The 17,756-nt window shown below is 64.2% G+C and carries 18 protein-coding genes; 7 read left to right on the top strand and 11 right to left on the bottom strand.

Annotated elements, in window-relative coordinates; all coding sequences use genetic code 11:
- Window positions 1-8 precede the first annotated feature (8 nt).
- The 3 genes from trpB to accD are packed head-to-tail and all read left to right on the top strand — an operon-like array spanning window position 9 to window position 3,025.
- On the top strand, window positions 9-1,286 hold the full coding sequence (trpB, locus tag QTI24_RS07450) for a tryptophan synthase subunit beta (protein WP_286599451.1): 1,278 nt from the start codon (window positions 9-11) through the stop codon (window positions 1,284-1,286).
- Window positions 1,283-2,128: a tryptophan synthase subunit alpha gene (gene trpA, locus QTI24_RS07445; protein WP_286599450.1), complete on the top strand. Its 846-nt coding sequence runs from the start codon at window positions 1,283-1,285 to the stop codon at window positions 2,126-2,128. Before trpB ends, trpA begins: the two co-directional genes overlap by 4 nt.
- Window positions 2,129-2,152: 24 nt before the next feature.
- The gene (gene accD, locus QTI24_RS07440) at window positions 2,153-3,025 is read left to right on the top strand and encodes an acetyl-CoA carboxylase, carboxyltransferase subunit beta (protein ID WP_286599448.1); all 873 of its coding nucleotides are present in this window, start codon (window positions 2,153-2,155) and stop codon (window positions 3,023-3,025) included.
- A 21-nt stretch (window positions 3,026-3,046) separates the two neighbouring features.
- Here the strand turns inward: accD and QTI24_RS07435 are convergent, their stop codons facing one another.
- Window positions 3,047-3,607 (bottom strand): YggT family protein, encoded by a 561-nt coding sequence (locus QTI24_RS07435; protein ID WP_286599446.1) that lies wholly within the window; start codon window positions 3,605-3,607, stop codon window positions 3,047-3,049.
- Between the two features lie 49 nt (window positions 3,608-3,656).
- Here QTI24_RS07435 and QTI24_RS07430 point away from each other — a divergent pair, with 49 nt between their 5' ends.
- The 4 genes from QTI24_RS07430 to QTI24_RS07415 all read left to right on the top strand — a co-directional run bounded on the left by QTI24_RS07430 (window position 3,657) and on the right by QTI24_RS07415 (window position 7,767).
- Window positions 3,657-4,304 carry an LON peptidase substrate-binding domain-containing protein gene (locus QTI24_RS07430; RefSeq protein ID WP_286599445.1) on the top strand — a complete coding sequence of 216 codons (648 nt, stop codon included), beginning with the start codon at window positions 3,657-3,659 and terminating at the stop codon, window positions 4,302-4,304.
- A gap of 126 nt (window positions 4,305-4,430) precedes the next feature.
- On the top strand, window positions 4,431-5,987 hold the full coding sequence (lysS, locus tag QTI24_RS07425; protein ID WP_286599444.1) for a lysine--tRNA ligase: 1,557 nt from the start codon (window positions 4,431-4,433) through the stop codon (window positions 5,985-5,987).
- Window positions 5,981-7,261 carry an Hsp70 family protein gene (locus QTI24_RS07420; protein WP_503011233.1) on the top strand — a complete coding sequence of 427 codons (1,281 nt, stop codon included), beginning with the start codon at window positions 5,981-5,983 and terminating at the stop codon, window positions 7,259-7,261. Before lysS ends, QTI24_RS07420 begins: the two co-directional genes overlap by 7 nt.
- Window positions 7,258-7,767, top strand: a complete 510-nt coding sequence (locus QTI24_RS07415) for a M48 metallopeptidase family protein (RefSeq protein WP_286599441.1) — start codon at window positions 7,258-7,260, stop codon at window positions 7,765-7,767. Before QTI24_RS07420 ends, QTI24_RS07415 begins: the two co-directional genes overlap by 4 nt.
- Window positions 7,768-7,782: 15 nt before the next feature.
- On the opposite strand, the gene nagZ is transcribed toward QTI24_RS07415, so the two are convergent.
- The 10 genes from nagZ to QTI24_RS07365 all read right to left on the bottom strand — a co-directional run bounded on the left by nagZ (window position 7,783) and on the right by QTI24_RS07365 (window position 17,685).
- Window positions 7,783-8,856, bottom strand: coding sequence for a beta-N-acetylhexosaminidase (nagZ, locus tag QTI24_RS07410; protein ID WP_286599440.1), 1,074 nt, complete (start codon window positions 8,854-8,856; stop codon window positions 7,783-7,785).
- Window positions 8,853-9,248 (bottom strand): holo-ACP synthase, encoded by a 396-nt coding sequence (gene acpS, locus QTI24_RS07405; RefSeq protein ID WP_286599439.1) that lies wholly within the window; start codon window positions 9,246-9,248, stop codon window positions 8,853-8,855. Before acpS ends, nagZ begins: the two co-directional genes overlap by 4 nt.
- The gene (locus QTI24_RS07400; RefSeq protein ID WP_286599437.1) at window positions 9,245-10,000 is read right to left on the bottom strand and encodes a pyridoxine 5'-phosphate synthase; all 756 of its coding nucleotides are present in this window, start codon (window positions 9,998-10,000) and stop codon (window positions 9,245-9,247) included. The genes acpS and QTI24_RS07400 overlap by 4 nt, the downstream gene beginning before the upstream one ends.
- Window positions 9,997-10,755 (bottom strand): DNA repair protein RecO, encoded by a 759-nt coding sequence (recO, locus tag QTI24_RS07395; RefSeq protein ID WP_286599435.1) that lies wholly within the window; start codon window positions 10,753-10,755, stop codon window positions 9,997-9,999. Before recO ends, QTI24_RS07400 begins: the two co-directional genes overlap by 4 nt.
- A 15-nt stretch (window positions 10,756-10,770) precedes the next feature.
- A complete protein-coding gene (gene era / locus QTI24_RS07390) occupies window positions 10,771-11,739 on the bottom strand; it encodes a GTPase Era (RefSeq protein ID WP_286599434.1) in 969 nt (322 codons plus the stop codon).
- Window positions 11,736-12,434, bottom strand: coding sequence for a ribonuclease III (gene rnc, locus QTI24_RS07385; RefSeq protein ID WP_286599432.1), 699 nt, complete (start codon window positions 12,432-12,434; stop codon window positions 11,736-11,738). The genes era and rnc overlap by 4 nt, the downstream gene beginning before the upstream one ends.
- A gap of 71 nt (window positions 12,435-12,505) precedes the next feature.
- Complete coding sequence (locus tag QTI24_RS07380; RefSeq protein ID WP_286599426.1) at window positions 12,506-12,862, bottom strand: DUF4845 domain-containing protein; 357 nt, start codon at window positions 12,860-12,862, stop codon at window positions 12,506-12,508.
- A gap of 33 nt (window positions 12,863-12,895) precedes the next feature.
- Window positions 12,896-13,867, bottom strand: a complete 972-nt coding sequence (lepB, locus tag QTI24_RS07375) for a signal peptidase I (RefSeq protein WP_286599424.1) — start codon at window positions 13,865-13,867, stop codon at window positions 12,896-12,898.
- Window positions 13,868-13,870: 3 nt separating this feature from the next.
- Complete coding sequence (gene lepA, locus QTI24_RS07370; RefSeq protein ID WP_286599422.1) at window positions 13,871-15,682, bottom strand: translation elongation factor 4; 1,812 nt, start codon at window positions 15,680-15,682, stop codon at window positions 13,871-13,873.
- Window positions 15,683-16,206: 524 nt separating this feature from the next.
- Window positions 16,207-17,685 carry a DegQ family serine endoprotease gene (locus QTI24_RS07365; RefSeq protein ID WP_286599421.1) on the bottom strand — a complete coding sequence of 493 codons (1,479 nt, stop codon included), beginning with the start codon at window positions 17,683-17,685 and terminating at the stop codon, window positions 16,207-16,209.
- Window positions 17,686-17,756: the final 71 nt, after the last annotated feature.

Genomic DNA, 17,756 nt, shown 5'->3' with positions numbered 1-17,756 from the left:
TCGAGACCATGAACACCTACCAGCAACCCGACGCCAGCGGCCACTTCGGCATCTACGGCGGCACCTTTGCCAGCGAAACGCTGACCCACGCGATCAGTGAACTTCGAGACGCCTACGCGAAGTACAAGGACGACCCCCAGTTCCAGGCCGAGTTCCACTACGAGCTTGCGCATTTCGTGGGCCGGCCTTCGCCGATCTACCACGCAGCGCGCACCAGCCGCGAAATGGGCGGCGCACAGATCTACCTGAAGCGCGAGGACCTGAACCACACCGGCGCCCACAAGGTGAACAACACCATCGGCCAGGCGATGCTTGCCAAGCGCATGGGCAAGCCCCGGGTGATCGCCGAGACCGGCGCCGGCCAGCACGGCGTGGCCACCGCCACCATCTGTGCGCGGTATGGCCTCGAATGCGTGGTCTACATGGGCAGCCAGGACGTCAAGCGCCAAAGCCCCAACGTCTACCGCATGAACCTGCTGGGCGCGACAGTGGTGCCGGTCGAATCCGGCAGCAAGACCCTGAAGGACGCGCTCAACGAAGCGATGCGCGACTGGGTCACCAATGTCGAGAACACCTTCTACATCATCGGCACGGTGGCCGGCCCACACCCCTACCCAACCATGGTGCGCGACTTCCAGAGCGTGATCGGCAACGAGTGCATCGAGCAGATGCCTGCCATGCTGGCCGCGCAGGGCATCACGGGCGAAGCCGAGGGCAGGCAGCCCGACGTGGTGGTCGCCTGCGTGGGCGGCGGCAGCAACGCGATGGGCATCTTCCACCCCTACATCCCGTTCGCGGGCACTCGCCTGATCGGCGTCGAAGCAGCGGGGGAAGGGCTGGACAGCGGCAAGCATTCGGCCTCGATTCTTCGCGGCAGCCCCGGCGTTCTGCATGGCAACCGCACCTACCTGCTTCAGAACGAAGACGGCCAAGTGACCGAAACCCACAGCATCAGCGCGGGCCTCGACTATCCCGGAGTCGGCCCCGAACATGCCTATCTGGCGGACATCGGCCGCGCCGAGTACGTCGGCGTCACCGACAGCGAAGCGCTCGAAGCCTTCCACTACCTGTGCCGCACCGAAGGCATCATCCCGGCGCTCGAATCGAGCCATGCGATGGCCTACGCGATGAAGCTTGCGAAGACCATGCGCGCGGACCAATCGATCCTGGTCAACCTTTCGGGCCGCGGAGACAAGGACATCGGCACGGTCGCCGATCTGTCGGGCGTGGACTTCTACGATCGGCCGTCGATGCGCGGCCTCAGCGTGAAGGGAGGCAAGGCATGAGCCGCATTGCTGCAACCTTCGAAGCCTTGCAGAAGGATGGACGCAAGGCTCTCATCCCGTACGTGACGGCCGGCTTCCCCTTCGCCGACATCACTCCCGAACTCATGCACGGCATGGTCGAGGCGGGTGCCGACGTGATCGAGCTCGGCGTTCCCTTCTCCGATCCGATGGCTGACGGCCCGGTGATCCAGAGTGCCGGCGAGGCCGCGCTGGCGCTGGGCATCGGCATGAAGCAGGTGCTGGCCATGGTCACCGCCTTCCGGAAGAAGGACGACCGCACGCCGGTCGTGCTGATGGGCTATGCCAACCCGGTCGAGCGCTACGACCTCGTGCACGGCAAGGGAAGCTTCGTCCGAGACGCAGCCGCTGCGGGCGTCGATGGCTTGCTCGTGGTCGACTACCCGCCTGAAGAGTGCGAGGATTTCGCCGCCGAGCTTCAGGCCCACCATATCGACCTGATATTCCTGCTTGCGCCCACGAGCACCAGCGAGCGCATGGCCCAGGTCGGCCGCATCGCGACCGGCTACGTCTACTACGTCTCGCTCAAGGGCGTGACGGGCGCCGGGCACCTCGACACCGAGGCCGTCGGCCAGATGATTCCGCGCATCCGCCAGCACGTGAAGGTGCCGGTCGGCGTGGGCTTCGGCATCCGCGATGCACGCACGGCGCAAGCGGTCGGCTCCACGGCTGATGCGGTCGTGATCGGCTCCCGCATCATCCAGCTGATTGAGGACCAGCCCCGCGATGCCGTAGTGCCGCGGGTGCGCGAGTTCCTGGCCGAGATCCGCCAAGCGCTTGACGCGCTGCCCGCCGCCACGCCCAAGAACGCGGCTGGCCGATAATCCACGCCAACACTAGGAGCCCCCATGAGCTGGCTTGAAAAACTGCTACCCGCCAAGATCGCGCCCTCCGACCCGAGCGAGCGCCGCCAGATGCCGGAAGGCCTCTGGATCAAGTGCCCGAGTTGCGAAACCGTGCTCTACAAGACGGATCTCGAGCACAACCAGAACGTCTGCCCGAGCTGCGGCCACCACCATCGCATCGGCGCCCGCGCGCGGCTCGATGCCTTCCTGGACGCTGAAGGCCGTTACGAAGTGGGGCAGGAGGTCTTGCCCGTCGACGCCCTCAAGTTCAAGGACAGCCGCAAGTACCCCGAGCGGCTCAAGGAAGCGCTCGAGAACACCGGCGAGACCGACGCACTCGTCGTGATGGGCGGCTCCGTGCACAGCATCAACGTGGTGGTCGCCTGCTTCGAGTTCGACTTCATGGGCGGCAGCATGGGCAGCGTGGTCGGAGAGCGATTCGTGCGCGGCGTCGAGACCGCCATCGAGCAGAAGGTCCCCTTCATCTGCTTCACCGCCACCGGCGGTGCTCGCATGCAGGAAGGCTTGCTGTCCCTGATGCAGATGGCGAAAACCAACGCATCGCTCACCCGCCTCGCGAAGAAGGGTCTGCCCTATATCAGCGTGCTGACCGATCCAACCATGGGTGGTGTGAGCGCAGGCTTCGCGTTCGTCGGCGACGTGGTCATCGCCGAACCCAAGGCGCTGATCGGCTTTGCCGGCCCGCGCGTGATCGAGTCCACCGTGCGTGTGACCCTGCCCGAAGGCTTCCAGCGGGCGGAGTTTCTGCAAACCAAGGGTGCGATCGACTTCATCTGCGATCGCCGCGAACTGCGCAAGACGGTCGCGAACACGCTCGCCATGCTGCTACGCCAACCCGCCGACGCTGTAGTCTGACCCGATCGCCTGGGGCGCGGGCTAGCGCCCCAGGGTGAAGACCGAGCCCATCACGTTGCCGAGGATGATCGCGCCGACCTGCAGAATCACGATGGCGGCCAGCGGCGACAAGTCGACCCCACCCACCAGCGGGATGAAGCGCCGCAGCGGACGCACCAGCGGCTCCGCGAGCCGCGCGATCAGGTCGTGCAGCATCGACGAGGCGTTCGGCACCCACGACAGGACGGCGTAGACGATCAGCAAGGCGGTGAGCCCCGACACCGCGAGTTGCAGCAAGCCGATCAACGACACCAGTGGCAGGATCGCCCAGCGCTCCAACGTCCCCATCAGCATCCAGAGCAGCAAGAATTTCACCAGCACCAGCAGCCATGCAGCCACCGTGCTCGCCAAATCCCAGCGCTTGACCGACGGCACGACGCGCCGTAGCGGCAGCACGATCCAGTCGGTGACCGCGAACACGAACCGCCCCAGGGGATTCCCGAACGGCACGCGGTGGTATTGCATGTAGAGACGCAGCAGGCAAGCGCCGCCCAGAAGGCCGACGATCACGTCGAGCAGGAACGAAGGAATCTGATAGAACATGGCGCGAGGTCGTGAGCGGAATGCGATGATAGCCACGCAAGGTTCATCGATGACGACACAACCCCTTCTGAGCTCCCTCCCCTTGTTTCCCCTGGGCACCGTGCTGTTCCCCGGCGGCCTCCTGCCCTTGCGGATCTTCGAGGTGCGCTACCTCGACATGATCGGCAAATGCCACAAGGCCGGCTCGCCCTTCGGCGTGGTCAGCCTCACGCAGGGATCGGAAGTCCGCAGGGCTGGCGCGGAAGCCGAAAGCTTTGCGACGCTCGGCACGCTCGCCGTCATCCGCGAGTTCGAAATGCCCCAGTCGGGCCTCATGCAGATCGAATGCGTCGGCACACAGCGTTTTCGCGTCCGCTCCAGCGAATTGCAGAAGTACGGACTGTGGACAGCCGAGGTCGAGTCCGTGCCCGACGACATCGCCCTGGAAGTCCCCACAGACCTCCAGCACGCGGCCAACGCGCTGCGCCGCCTGGTCGACACGCTCGAAGAACGACGGCGCATCGAGGGTGACGAAAGCGTTCGCCTGCCCATCGCGCAGCCCTATCGCTTCGAAGATTGCGGCTGGGTCGCCAATCGCTGGTGCGAGTTGCTGCCGATGCAGGCTGAACTCAAGCAGCGGTTGATGGAGCTCGACAGCCCGCTCATGCGCCTGGAATTGGTCAGTGATTTGCTCGCGCGCACCGGTATCGCTGAATAGCTTGCTATAACTTCAATAGCGCTCGATGCAGCACCGGTGAGCGCTGCGGACCGGTCCTCCGCGGAGCCCGGACGGCTAAAATGGTGGGTTGCGCGCGCTCCCGCCCGTGCCCCATCCTGCTTCCCCATGTCCGACCATCTGACCCCCTCCGTACCCGTTCCTGCCTCCACGCCAGCCGCCGCGACCGACGACAACCAGCTCATTGCCGAACGGCGTGAAAAGCTCAAGGCGCTGCGTGCCGCCCAGGCCGAAGGCAAGGGTGTCGCCTTCCCGAACGACTTCAAGCCGGGCGACCGCGCCGCCGCGCTCGTCGCGGCACACGGCGAGACCCCGTCCGACGTGCTCGAAGCGACCCCCATCGCGGTCAGCGTGGCTGGCCGCATGATGCTGAAGCGGGTGATGGGCAAGGCCAGCTTCGCGACGATCCAGGACGCCACGGGCCGCATCCAGCTCTACATCACCCGCGACGCGGTCGGCGAAGAGGCCTACGCCGAATTCAAGCACTGGGACCTCGGGGACATCGTCGGCGCCGAAGGCTCGGCGTTCAAGACCAAGACCGGCGAACTCTCGGTCAAGGTCACGAAGCTCCGGCTCCTGACCAAGAGCTTGCGCCCGCTGCCGGACAAGTTCCACGGCATGGCCGACCAGGAACAGAAGTACCGCCAGCGCTATGTCGACCTGATCACCGATTCCACGGCACGCGAGCGATTCGCGGCACGCAGCCGTGCCGTGAGCGCGTTGCGCGAGTTCATGGTGGCCAACGACTTCCTCGAAGTCGAGACGCCCATGCTGCATCCGATTCCCGGCGGCGCGAACGCCAAGCCCTTCAAGACGCACCACAACGCGCTCGACCAGGAGATGTTCCTGCGCATCGCGCCCGAGCTGTACCTGAAGCGACTGATCGTCGGCGGCTTCGAGCGCGTGTTCGAGATCAACCGGAGCTACCGCAACGAAGGTATTTCGGTGCGGCACAACCCCGAGTTCACCATGATGGAGTTCTACGCGGCCTACTGGAACTACCGCGACCTGATGGACTTCACCGAGACGCTGATCCGCACGATCGCCGACAAAGCGGTAGGCACCCAGCAGCTGACCTACCAGGGCAAGGCGGTCGATCTGACCCAGCCCTTCGAACGGCTCACGATCCGCGAGGCGATCCTCAAGCACACCGATGCCGACACGAACGTGGATGACGCCACCTGGCTGATCAACGCGCTGCGCAAGATCGGCCTGAGCGAGGAAAAGGACAAGCTCTCGCAGCGCAGCCTCGCCAGCCTGCAGGTGATGTACTTCGAGGAGACGGTCGAGGAAAAGCTCTGGCAGCCGACCTTCATCATGGAGCACCCCACCGAGATCTCGCCGCTGGCACGTGCCAACGACGAACGCCCGGAAGTGACGGAACGCTTCGAGCTCTACATCACCGGCCGCGAGTTCGGCAATGGCTTCAGCGAACTCAACGACGCCGAAGACCAGGCCGCGCGCTTCAACGCGCAGGTCGCGGCCAAGGACAGCGGCGACGACGAAGCCATGTTCTACGACCACGATTTCGTGCGCGCGCTCGAATACGGCATGCCACCGACCGGCGGCTGCGGCATCGGCATCGACCGCCTGATGATGCTGCTGACCGACTCGCCGAGCATCCGCGACGTGATTCTGTTCCCTGCGCTGCGTCGGGAATCTTGAGTACGCGCGCACCCGCCATCGGGATCGACTTCGGCACGTCGAACTCCGCAGTCGCCTTCGTGGCGGACAACGGGCTGGCGCGCCCGTTGACGCTCGAAGGCTCGGCCACCGCCATCCCGACCGCCCTCTTCTTCAATGCCGAGGATCGCAGCACGCACTTCGGCCGCGATGCCATCGCGCATTACCTCTCGGGCACCGAAGGCCGGCTCATGCGCTCGCTCAAGAGCCTGCTGGGCAGCTCGCTCATGCAGGAGCAGACGGAGATCCTGAATGAACGGGTCAGCTTCGAGGACATCGTCACCCTCTTCCTGTCGGAACTCGGGGCGCGCGCCCGCAAGGAGCTTGGCGCACAACCCGGGCGCGTGGTGATCGGCCGGCCGGTCCGATTCGTCGACGACGACGAGGAGCGCGACAGGCTGGCCGAAGACACCCTGCGCCGGGCCGCACTGAACGCCGGGCTCGGTGACGTCGAGTTCCAGTACGAACCGATCGCGGCGGCCTTCGACTACGAGCGCCGCGTCAGCCGCGAATCGCTGGTGCTGATCGTCGACATCGGCGGCGGCACGTCCGACTTCACGGTCGTGCGCCTGGGCCCCGAGCGCACGGCGCACGCCGACCGGACCAGCGACGTGCTGGCGACCACCGGCGTACACATCGGCGGCACCGACTATGACCAGCGCCTCAGCCTCGAGTGCGTGATGCCGCACCTCGGCTTTCGGCACATCGGGCCGCAGGGCCGCGAAGTGCCGAGCCGAACCTTCTTCGACCTGTCGTCCTGGCACCTGATCAACTGGCTCTACGCGCCCAAGGCGATCCGGCAGGTGCAAGACCTGCGCACGAGCTACCTGGACATGCGCCTGCACGAACGCCTGGTGAATGTGCTGGTCGATCGGCAAGGGCACCGAATCGCCAGCGAAGTCGAGGAGGCGAAGATCCGCACCTCCATGACGAACGATGGGGTGGCGATCGACCTGTCCTGCGCGGAGCCGGGCCTGAGTGCGGCACTCGGCGCCGACGACATGGCGCGTCATCTTTCCGCGCTGCTCGACAGCGTGGTCGCTTGCGCGCGTGACTGCGTGCGGCGCGCGGACCTTGCTGAAGGCAAGCTCGACGCGATCTACCTGACCGGCGGCTCTTCCGCATTGCGCCCCTTTCAGAGGGCGTTGGGGGCTGCGTTTCCGGGCACGAAACTGGTCGAAGGTGACCTGTTTGGTGGCGTTGCCGCTGGCTTGGCCTACGCCGCCGCCAACGCGCGAACCCCGCAAACCGCATGAAGTACCTCGCCGCGTATCCCGCGGCGCTGCGCGCCCAGGTCGAGCAGCTGATCGTGCAAGGTCGCCTGGGCGAGTGGCTGCAGAAGCGCTACGGCAGCACGCACGGCATCCGCACCGACCGAGCGCTCTACGACTATGTGAACGATCTCAAGAGCCAGTTCATGCGAAACGCCGAGCCGCTCTCCAAGGTCGCCTTCGACAACAAGCTCCACGTGATCCGCAACGCGCTCGGCACCCACACGACCGTCTCGCGCGTGCAGGGCAGCCGGCTGAAATCCAAGCGAGAGATCCGCGTGGCGAGCCTGTTCAAGGAAGTGCCGGTCGAATGGCTGCGCATGATCGTCGTGCACGAGCTCGCTCACATGAAGGAGCGCGAACACGACAAGGCCTTCTATCAGCTCTGCGCCCACATGGCGCCGGACTACCACCAGCTGGAGTTCGACTTGCGCCTGTACCTGACGCATCTCGACGGCGGCGGCGAGCGGCTCTGGTCGGCAGCCGCCTGAGCACGCACGCCAGGGCTAGGGACGCGGAAGTATCTCGATGGCGCGTCGATACGCGGGCGATTGCTGCAGTTCGGCCCAGTCCGGCGCGGGAGCACGCGGCAGCAGGCTTCGCCGGCGCGACTCGCTGGCTGCACGCGGCGTCCATCGGCCGCTGCGCTGTGCGGCAGCGAAACCGTCAAGCATTTCGTCCAGAGCAGCGCCTTCGCCGATGCTCTGGTTGCACAGCAAGGCCAGGTCACAGCCCGCCGCGAGCGCGGCAAGCGCGGCGTCCGCGTAGCTCAACAGCTCACCATTGACGCGGCGCGCTGCCTCCATGCTGAGGTCATCGCTGAACACCGCGCCGTCGAAGCCGAGCTTGCCGCGCAAGATCTGCTGCAGCCACTTCGATGAAAAGCCGGCCGGTCGGTCGTCCACCTTCGGATAGATCACGTGGGCCGGCATCACCGCGGCGAGCGTGCCTGTCAGCCAATCGTAGGGTCGCGCATCGTCGGCGAGGATCGCCTTGAGGCTGCGCCGGTCCACGGGGATCGCGACGTGTGAATCGGCCTTGACGAAACCGTGCCCCGGAAAATGCTTGCCGCAATTGGCCATGCCCGCTTGCAGCAGACCGTGCATCAAGCTCCTGGCAAGCATTGCGACCACGCGCGGATCGCGGTGAAAACTGCGGTCGCCGATCACGCTGCTTTCGCCGTAATCCAGGTCGAGCACCGGCGTGAAGCTGAAATCGACGCCGCAGGCCCGAAGCTCGGACGCCAGAACGTGGCCGCAGGCGACGGCAACCTGGGTCGCACGCAGGGCATCTCTAGTCCAGAGCTCGCCGAGCACGCGCATCGGCGGCAGGCGCGTGAAGCCATCCGTGCGAAAGCGTTGCACGCGGCCGCCTTCATGGTCCACGCAGATCAGGATGTCGGGACGCAGCGCCTTGATCTCGGCATTGAGGGCGGTCATCTGCGCCCGGTCGTGCCAGTTGCGCGCGAAATGGATCACGCCGCCCACCAGCGGGTCGGCGAGCCGGCGGCGATCGGCCGCGGTCAATTCGGTGCCCGCCACGTCGATGATCAGAGGGGCATGCAGTGCGTTGTCGGTCATTCTTGGCGTTCGACCACGACGAAGCTCGCCGCGTAGTCGGTTTCATCGGTGACGGTCACGTGGGCGCTCAAGCCCTCCGCTTCGAACCATTCCTTGAGGCCGCCGTGCAGGACGATCACGGGCTTGCCGCTTTTCAGATTGGCGATCTCGCACAGGCGCCAGCTCATCGGCATGCGCATGCCCGTGCCGATGGCCTTGCTGAACGCCTCCTTGGCGGAGAAGCGCGTGGCCAGGTAGCGCAGGCCGCGCTGGGGCCAGCGTGCGCTGCGGGCCTGCCAGACCGCGTACTCGGCGTCGCTCAGGACCTTCTGGGGGAAACGATCGCCCTGGCGCTCGAGGGTCGCGGCGATGCGCCGGACATCGCAGATATCGGTGCCGATGCCGTAGATCACTTGGCTTCGGCGATGCGCTGCAGGTACTCGCGCGTCGCGGCCGAGTAGCCGAGTTCCAGGGAGTCGGCGACGAAGGCATGGCCGATCGACACCTCGCGGACGGCCGGCACGGCGCGCAGGAACTCGGTCAGGTTGTCGCGGCTCAGGTCATGGCCGGCGTTGACTTCGAGACCGGCGGCATGCGCCGCGCGCGCAGCATCGACATAGAGCTGCAGGACGGCATCCGCCTTGGGGGTGTCGCGGGATGCCGCGTAGCCTTCGGTGTAGAGCTCGACCCGGTCCGCGCCGACCGCCTTGGCCGCGGCCATCATGTCGGGGTTCGGGTCCATGAAAAGGCTCACGCGCACGCCAAGCGCCCGCGTCTCTGCGATCAGCGGCCGCAGGCGCCCGGCATCCTCGGGGAAGCTCCAACCGTGGTCGCTGGTCGATTGGGTTTCGCTGTCGGGCACGAAAGTGGCTTGGTGCGGCCGCAGTTCGCGCACGAACTCCATCAGGTTGTGAAAAGGGTTGCCCTCGATGTTGAACTCGGCCCGAGGCCAATCCTTGCGCAGCAGCACGGACAGGTCGCGCACGTCCTGCGGTCGGATGTGGCGTTCGTCCGGCCTCGGGTGCACCGTGATTCCGTGCGCGCCGGCATCCAGGCACATCGCAGCGGCAAAGAGCACGCTGGGGATGCCGAGCGGTCGCGTATTGCGTACCAGCGCGACCTTATTGAGATTGACGGACAAGGCGGTAGGTTTCAGTAGGCTCATAGGGCTTGCAGGTCTCGCATCATCTGCCGCGTACGCAGCGTTGCAATGCCACAATGGTAGTTGAGCAAGGTGCGCAGTTGCGTGCGCAATGCGCCGTTGACGCCCGCGCAGGCTCTCAACGTGGCGGCAAAGGGTGCGCGATCGTCGAGCGCGGCTTGCAGCGCCTGCCAGTCGGCGCCTTGCAGCGCGGCCTCCTCGTCTGCCGCTTCGCGCAGGCCGGCCTCGGGCACCAGCGCATAGCGTGCGTTGTGCACCAGCGGTGCCAGCGTGAGCGTCTGGGCGTCGAGGGTAGGCAGCAAACCGACTTCGCGCAGAACCAGCAACTCGAAGGCGCGCAACGCGGCCGATTGCGTCGCAGCCTGCGCGCCCGCATGTTCGCTCGCCAGCACCTGCACCACCGCTGCATAAGCATCGAACAGCGCCTCGTGGGGGTCGTCACGCGCCAGCAGGCGCAGCAGCAGTTCGTTCACGTAGTAGCCCGACAGCAGCGCCTCGCCAGTCGGCATCACGTGCCCGCCCATCCATTCGGCGCCCTTGAGCGTGCGGATCTCGGCGTCGCCGCTGAAGTTGAGCTGGAGCGGCTGCAAGGGCAGCAACACAGGGCGAAAGTTGGAGCTGGGCCGCTTCGCGCCTTTGGCCACGATCGCGATGCGGCCGTGGTGACGCGTGAAGGTCTCGAGGATCAGGCTCGATTCGCTCCAGTCATAGCGATGCAGCACATAAGCCGGCTCGTGCGAAACGCGCTTTAAGGCCATACGCCCGGGGCGTGCTCATTCATAGCCGAAGGAGCGGACCCTCGCTTCGTCGTCGGCCCAGCCGGAACGCACCTTGACCCAGAGCTCGATGAACACCTTGGCATCCATGAGCTTCTCGAGTTCCTGCCGCGTCTCGGTACCGATGCGCTTGATGCGCTCGCCCTTGTCGCCGATCACCATGGCCTTGTGACCGTCGCGCTCGACGACGATCGTCGCCGCGATCTTGAGCAGTCGCTTCTGGCCCTTGCGAGCCGGGGGCTCCTCCTCGAACTTGTCGATGATGACGGTCGAGGTGTAGGGAAGCTCGTCGCCGGTCAGGCGGAACAGCTTCTCGCGCACCATTTCGCTGGCGAGGAACTGCTCGCTACGGTCAGTGAGCTCGTCCTCGGCGTACCACCAGGCTTGCTCCGGCAGGTACTTTTCGCAGATGCCGAACAGGCGCTCGATGTCCTTCGAGTTCTTGGCCGACATCGGAACGAATTCGGCGAAGGCATGCTTCTGCTGCATGGTCTGCAGCCACGGCGCGATGTCGCCACGGCGATGGACATTGTCCAGCTTGTTGGCGATCAGCACCGTTGGGATGCCGGAGCCGAGCAGCCTCAGCACCCGCTCGTCCGCCGGGGTGAAACTGCCGGCTTCGACGACGAACAGGATGAGATCGACGTCCGATACCGCGCCCACCACCGTCTTGTTGAGCGAACGGTTCAGCGCGTTGGCATGCAGCGTCTGGAAGCCAGGCGTATCGACGAAGACGAACTGCGTCGCGCCCAGCGTGCGCATGCCCGTGATGCGGTGCCGCGTGGTCTGCGCCTTGCGCGAGGTGATGCTGATCTTCTGGCCAACCAGGGCGTTGAGCAGCGTTGACTTGCCCACGTTGGGCTTGCCGACGATGGCGACCAGGCCGCAGCGCTGGGACGCCTGAGCGCCTGGAGCTCCGGACCCGTCTTCGGGCGCAGGAGGATTGGATTCGATGGGGTCGTTCATGGGGATGCCTTCGCGCCGCGCGCCTTGAGCCGGATCAACATGGCCGCCGCGGCGGCCTGCTCACCGGCGCGGCGCGAGCCGCCGATGCCGCGCTCGCGAAGACCCAGTTCGGGCACCTCGCATTCGACATCGAAAGTCTGCTTGTGGGCCGCGCCGAGCGTGCCAACCACGCGATAAACCGGCAGCTTCATTTTGTGGCCCTGGAGCCATTCCTGCAATTCGGTCTTCGGGTCCTTGGCCGCAGCATCCATGCGCGGGTTGATCTCGACGGATTCGTAAAGTCGGTGCACCAGCGCTTGTGCGGCGTGATAGCCGGCGTCGAGATAGACCGCGCCGATCACTGCTTCCAGCGCATCGGCCAGGATCGACGGGCGGTTCTGGCCACCCGAGCGCGACTCGCCTTCACCAAGCCGCAGCAGCGGCGACAGCGCCAGCTTGACCGCCAACTGATGCAGCGTGTCCTGCTTGACCAGATTAGCCCGGACCCGAGAGAGGTCGCCTTCGGGCAACGCCGAAAGACGCGTGTAGAGCAAATGGGACACGGCGAGATTGAGCACCGAGTCGCCCAGAAACTCGAGCCGCTCGTTGTGATCAGCCGAGAAACTGCGGTGAGTTAGCGCCAGCTGGAGCAACCGGACGTCGCCGAACGAATGCTGAAGACGCGCCTGCAACGCGCCGAGCCCACCTTCACTCACAACGCAGCCGCGGCCGGCAAGGCCAGGCCCGTTCCACGCCACAGGAAGTGGGCAAGCCTGGGGGTGCGCATCTACTTGGACTGGCCCTGGTATTTCAGGACCAGGTAGGCAGGGCCGAAGAGATGGATTTCGCGATCGTAAGCAAAGGACACGATCACCTTGTCGCCATCCTTCCTTACGTCGAGATCCTTGCCGGTAACCGACTTGAAGTCGTCGATGGCCTGGGCACGGTCGAAGATGGCGCGGACCTCAGGCACCGTTGCGCCTTCCTTGGCCTTGTTGGCGGCCTTGGTGATCGCCTGGTATTCGATCAACGTGGGAATCACCTGCGCGACGACCACGCCGACGCAAGCCAATACGACCGCCACGAACAGCAGGCCGATGAACGAGATGCCGCGCTGTTTATGCCTTGTCTGCTTTGCTCTCATGCCCTCTACCCCTCGAATGAAAAACTCGAATATTTATTGGAAACTGCCGATGCGCTTGAAATTGCCGAAATTCATCCAGACCAGGAAGGCTTTGCCAACGATGTTCCGGTCGGGGACGAATCCCCAATAGCGCGAGTCCAGGGAATTGTCCCGGTTGTCGCCCATCATGAAATAGTGACCTTCGGGCACCTTGCACACCACGCCTTCAACACTGTAGCGGCAATTTTCCTGATACGGGAAAGCCATGATCTCGGCTTCGGACAACCCGGCACGGCGACTGTCGTCATTGAGCAATTTGTGCTCCTTGTCGCCCAGTTTTTCGGTGTATTGCTTGAGGTAGCGCATGGCCTCCTCGTCGAAATACTCGGGGATGGCATTCTTGCTTACCGGCTGGCCGTTGACCGTCAATTTCTTGTTGAGGTAGGCCACTTCGTCGCCCGGCACGCCGACCACGCGCTTGATGTAATCCATGCTCGGCTTGGGCGGATAGCGAAAGACCATGACTTCGCCTCGCGCAGGAGGCCGGCCCTCGGTGATCTTGGTGTTGATGACCGGCAGACGCAGGCCGTAGACGAACTTGTTCACCAGGATCAGGTCACCGGCAAGCAAGGTCGGCATCATCGAACCGGACGGAATCTTGAACGGCTCGAACAGGAACGAGCGCAACAGGAACACCGCCAGGATCACGGGGAACAGGCCTGCGGTCCAATCCAGCCACCAGGGCTGCATGACCAGGCGTTCGCGCGCCTTGGTGTCGACGGTATCGACCTGGGTGATGCCCTGTTTCGCCAGTTCTTCGCGTCGCTGCGCCAGCGAGGCGTCGAGCGCCGCCGCTGCGCGCCGGCGCTTGGGCAGAAAATAGAAGCGCTCGGCCACCCAATAGATTCCGGTGACGAGTGTTGCGAGAAACAGCAGCAACGCGAAGTTGCCTTCGACCGCGCCGAAATACCAGGCGCCGATGTAGCCGACAAAGGCCGCGAGGATCAATGAGGTGAGGAATGCCATCTTTTAGTCTTCGACCTGAAGGATGGCGAGGAAGGCCTCTTGCGGGACTTCGACCGAGCCGATCTGCTTCATTCTTTTTTTGCCCGCCTTTTGCTTCTCGAGCAGTTTCTTCTTACGGGTGATATCGCCGCCATAGCACTTGGCGAGCACGTTCTTCCGGAGGGCTTTGATTGTCTCACGCGCAATGATGTTGGCCCCGATCGCGGCCTGGATCGCGACGTCGTACATCTGGCGGGAAATGATCTCGCGCATCTTGGACACGACCGCGCGGCCACGGAATTGGCTCTGGCTGCGGTGCACGATGATCGACAGCGCATCGACCTTTTCGCCGTTGAGCAGGATGTCAACCTTGACGACGTCCGACGCACGGTATTCCTTGAACTCGTAGTCCATCGAGGCATAGCCGCGGCTGACCGACTTCAGCTTGTCGAAGAAATCCAGCACGATCTCGCCAAGCGGCATCTCGTAAGTCAGCATGACCTGCCGTCCGTGGTAAGCCATGTTCATCTGCACACCGCGCTTCTGGTTGGCGAGCGTCATGACAGAGCCGACGTACTCCTGCGGCATATAGAGATGCACCGTAACGATCGGCTCACGGATCTCCGCCATCCTGCCGACGTCGGGCATCTTGGATGGGTTCTCGACCATGATCACTTCGCCGTCGTTCTTCACGACCTGGTAGACCACGCTCGGCGCGGTCGTGATCAGGTCCTGGTCGAACTCTCGCTCCAACCGCTCCTGCACGATCTCCATGTGCAGCAGGCCCAGGAAGCCACAGCGGAAGCCGAAGCCGAGTGCCTGGCTCACTTCGGGTTCGTAGCGCAGCGACGAATCGTTGAGCTTGAGCTTCTCCAGAGCGTCGCGCAGCGAGTCGTACTCGCTCGCCTCGGTCGGATAGAGGCCGGCAAACACCTGCGGCTGGATTTCCTTGAAGCCGGGGAGCGCCTCGGTTGCGGTGGCTGCGGCGCCGCCGGTCCCTGGCTTGATCAATGTGACGGTGTCGCCGACCTTCGCGGCCTGCAGCTCCTTGATGCCGGCAATGATGTAGCCCACTTCGCCCGCTTCGAGCGACGCGCGGGGTTCATTGGCGGGCGTGAACACGCCGATGTTGTCGGCGTTGTACATCGCACCGGAGGCCATCATCTTGATGCGCTCGCCCTTGGCGAGCCGGCCGTCGACCACGCGCACCAGCATCACCACGCCGACGTAGGAATCGAACCAGCTGTCGATGATCATCGCGCGCAGCGGGCCATCGGGATTGCCGCGCGGCGCAGGCATCTTCATCACCACCGCCTCGAGAATCTCGTCGATGCCCATGCCCGTCTTCGCGGAGCACGGAATCGCATCCGTCGCATCGATGCCGATCACATCTTCGATCTCGCTGCGCGCGTTGTCGGGGTCCGCGTTCGGCAGGTCCATCTTGTTGAGTACCGGCACCACTTCGACACCGAGGTCGAGCGCGGTGTAGCAGTTGGCAACGGTCTGCGCTTCGACGCCCTGGCTTGCATCAACAACGAGCAACGCGCCTTCGCATGCAGAGAGCGAGCGACTCACCTCGTAGGAGAAGTCGACGTGGCCCGGTGTGTCGATCAGATTGAGGTTGTAGACCTGCCCATCGCGCGCCTTGTAGTGCAGCGCAGCGGTCTGTGCCTTGATGGTTATCCCACGCTCTTTCTCGATGTCCATCGAGTCGAGCACCTGCGCTTCCATCTCCCGTTCGGCGAGGCCGCCGCAGCGTTGGATCAAGCGATCCGCAAGCGTCGACTTGCCGTGATCGATGTGCGCAATGATCGAAAAGTTTCTGATGTGATTCATCAACGGGAACGCTTAAGTACTTGAATTGGCTCGTGCGCAGAAGGCGACAGGCAAGAAAAAAGGGCGCGTCCACAAGAGACGCGCCCTGAACCAACAAGCAATGGCAACTGCAGTAGTTGGAACTTCATTGTAGGCAAAAAGGGGGGCGCGTACAGCCGGGCCGGAGCCCTGGGACGGTCGTTGCAGGTCAGCAACATGGGACTTATGAACAGCTTATCAACAGAATCGGTGGACCGTTTCCTTAACAACTTGTGGGCGAACTGTGGAACGCCGGTGGATGGGCTGCGGGTATCTCGCATCGTGAAGATTCCAGGGTCGCTTATGCGTCGACTGATGCCCGAAGGGGCTCTATTCTACCGAAAATCATCATTAGAGGACTTTGAAGTTAGTGAATACCAACCAAAATCGACCCGCTCGACTGCCAAGAAAAATTTCATGATGCTGCTGTCCGCACGCGACAGCGTCCCAAAAAACGGGCCCCAAACCCGACTGACGGGTGGGGCCACTTGACGCATCGTGCGAGATCAGCGTGAAGGCCGGATCAACGCATACTGCGCCCAGTCGCCCCGGCGGAACAGCAGGGTGACGGGCTTGCCCTTTTCGCTCTTCGCCAGGGCAGTCTCGAATTCCTTGACGCTGGCGATCTCGGTGTTGCTGATGGCGAGAATCACATCGCCTTCGCGCAGGCCGGCTCGCGCAGCTGCATCGGTGGCCGCGTCGATCTTGACGCCACCCTTGACCTTGAACTCCTTCTTCTGCGCATCAGTGAGGTCACTGAGCACGAGCCCCATGGACTTCGTGGCGGCCGATGGCGGCTTGTTGGCCGGCTCGTCCCGATCCGCGACACGCTTGGCAGGCTTTTCGGGCTCGATCTCGGCGATGGTCACGTTCAGGTCGCGCGAACTACCACGGCGGAACACCGTGACCAGGCTTTTCGTACCGGGCTTCGTGTTGCCGACGAGGCGCGGCAAGTCACTCGGCTTGTCGATGGACTTGCCATCGAACTTGGTGATGATGTCGCCCGGCTCGATGCCGGCCTTCTCGCCTGGCGAGCCCGATTCAACCCCGCGCACGAGAGCGCCCTGCGCCTTGCCAAGTCCGATCGACTCCGCCACGTCCTTCGTGACCTGATCGATCTGCACGCCGATACGGCCGCGCGAAACCCGTCCGAACTGACGCAGTGCGTCGCTCACGCGAATCGCCTCGTCGATCGGGATCGAGAAGGAGATGCCCATGAAGCCGCCGGACCGCGAATAGATCTGGCTGTTGATGCCGACCACTTCGCCACGCATGTTGATCAGCGGGCCGCCGGAATTGCCGGGGTTGATGGCGACGTCGGTCTGGATGAAGGGCAGGTAGTCGCCCGTATCGCGCTGCTTGGCGCTCACGATGCCGGCAGTGACGGTGTTCTCGAGGCCGAACGGCGAGCCGATCGCCATCACCCATTCGCCGACACGGAGCTTGGAAACGTCGCCGACCCTGACCGCCGGAAGGCCAGTGGCGTCGATCTTCACGACCGCCACGTCTGTGCGCTTGTCAGCGCCGATGATCTTCGCCTTGAACTCACGCTTGTCAGGCAAGGTCACCAGCACCTCGGATGCGCCGTCGACCACGTGCGCATTGGTCATGACAAAGCCGTCGGACGACAGGATGAAGCCGGAGCCTACACCGCGCGGACGCTCCTCCTCCTGGGGCTGCTGGGGACGGTTCGGTCGCGGGCCCTGGCGCGGAACGCCAGGCATCGGCTGACCGAAGAAGCGGCGGAAGAACTCCTGCATCTCCTCGTCCATCTCGCCACTGCCGCTTCCCTGCGCCACTTTCTCGATGGTGCGGATATTGACCACGGCCGGGCCGACCTGGTCGACGAGATCGGTGAAGTCCGGGAGCACGCGCGCCTGCGCTTGAGCGGGTGTTGACGGCAGCAGCGCGGCGGTCGAAGCAACCACCATGGCGCAGGCCATGAGACATGAACGGAATGTGTTCCCTTCGAACTTGAACATCATCGGTTTCTTTCGTTGAGACTAGGACTAGAACAAAGAAATTCTGCGAACGCTCGCGAGGTCGCGGGCGAAAG

The organism is Variovorax sp. J22P240, from assembly GCF_030316855.1.
GTDB lineage: Bacteria > Pseudomonadota > Gammaproteobacteria > Burkholderiales > Burkholderiaceae_C > Variovorax.
Note: the sequence above shows the minus strand (reverse complement) of the source record. Positions and strands in the feature narration are given on the sequence as shown.

Excerpts from the sequence above, each read along its gene's own strand:
- accD (WP_286599448.1), top strand. The coding sequence starts at position 2,153 with ATGAGCTGGCTTGAAAAACTGCTACCCGCCAAGATCGCGCCCTCCGAC.
- trpA (WP_286599450.1), top strand. The coding sequence starts at position 1,283 with ATGAGCCGCATTGCTGCAACCTTCGAAGCCTTGCAGAAGGATGGACGC.
- era (WP_286599434.1), bottom strand. The coding sequence starts at position 11,739 with ATGAACGACCCCATCGAATCCAATCCTCCTGCGCCCGAAGACGGGTCC.
- lysS (WP_286599444.1), top strand. The coding sequence starts at position 4,431 with ATGTCCGACCATCTGACCCCCTCCGTACCCGTTCCTGCCTCCACGCCA.
- QTI24_RS07365 (WP_286599421.1), bottom strand. The coding sequence starts at position 17,685 with ATGATGTTCAAGTTCGAAGGGAACACATTCCGTTCATGTCTCATGGCC.
- QTI24_RS07380 (WP_286599426.1), bottom strand. The coding sequence starts at position 12,862 with ATGAGAGCAAAGCAGACAAGGCATAAACAGCGCGGCATCTCGTTCATC.
- lepA (WP_286599422.1), bottom strand. The coding sequence starts at position 15,682 with ATGAATCACATCAGAAACTTTTCGATCATTGCGCACATCGATCACGGC.
- nagZ (WP_286599440.1), bottom strand. The coding sequence starts at position 8,856 with ATGACCGACAACGCACTGCATGCCCCTCTGATCATCGACGTGGCGGGC.
- QTI24_RS07400 (WP_286599437.1), bottom strand. The coding sequence starts at position 10,000 with ATGAGCCTACTGAAACCTACCGCCTTGTCCGTCAATCTCAATAAGGTC.
- trpB (WP_286599451.1), top strand. The coding sequence starts at position 9 with ATGAACACCTACCAGCAACCCGACGCCAGCGGCCACTTCGGCATCTAC.
- recO (WP_286599435.1), bottom strand. The coding sequence starts at position 10,755 with ATGGCCTTAAAGCGCGTTTCGCACGAGCCGGCTTATGTGCTGCATCGC.
- QTI24_RS07430 (WP_286599445.1), top strand. The coding sequence starts at position 3,657 with ATGACGACACAACCCCTTCTGAGCTCCCTCCCCTTGTTTCCCCTGGGC.
- lepB (WP_286599424.1), bottom strand. The coding sequence starts at position 13,867 with ATGGCATTCCTCACCTCATTGATCCTCGCGGCCTTTGTCGGCTACATC.
- QTI24_RS07435 (WP_286599446.1), bottom strand. The coding sequence starts at position 3,607 with ATGTTCTATCAGATTCCTTCGTTCCTGCTCGACGTGATCGTCGGCCTT.
- QTI24_RS07415 (WP_286599441.1), top strand. The coding sequence starts at position 7,258 with ATGAAGTACCTCGCCGCGTATCCCGCGGCGCTGCGCGCCCAGGTCGAG.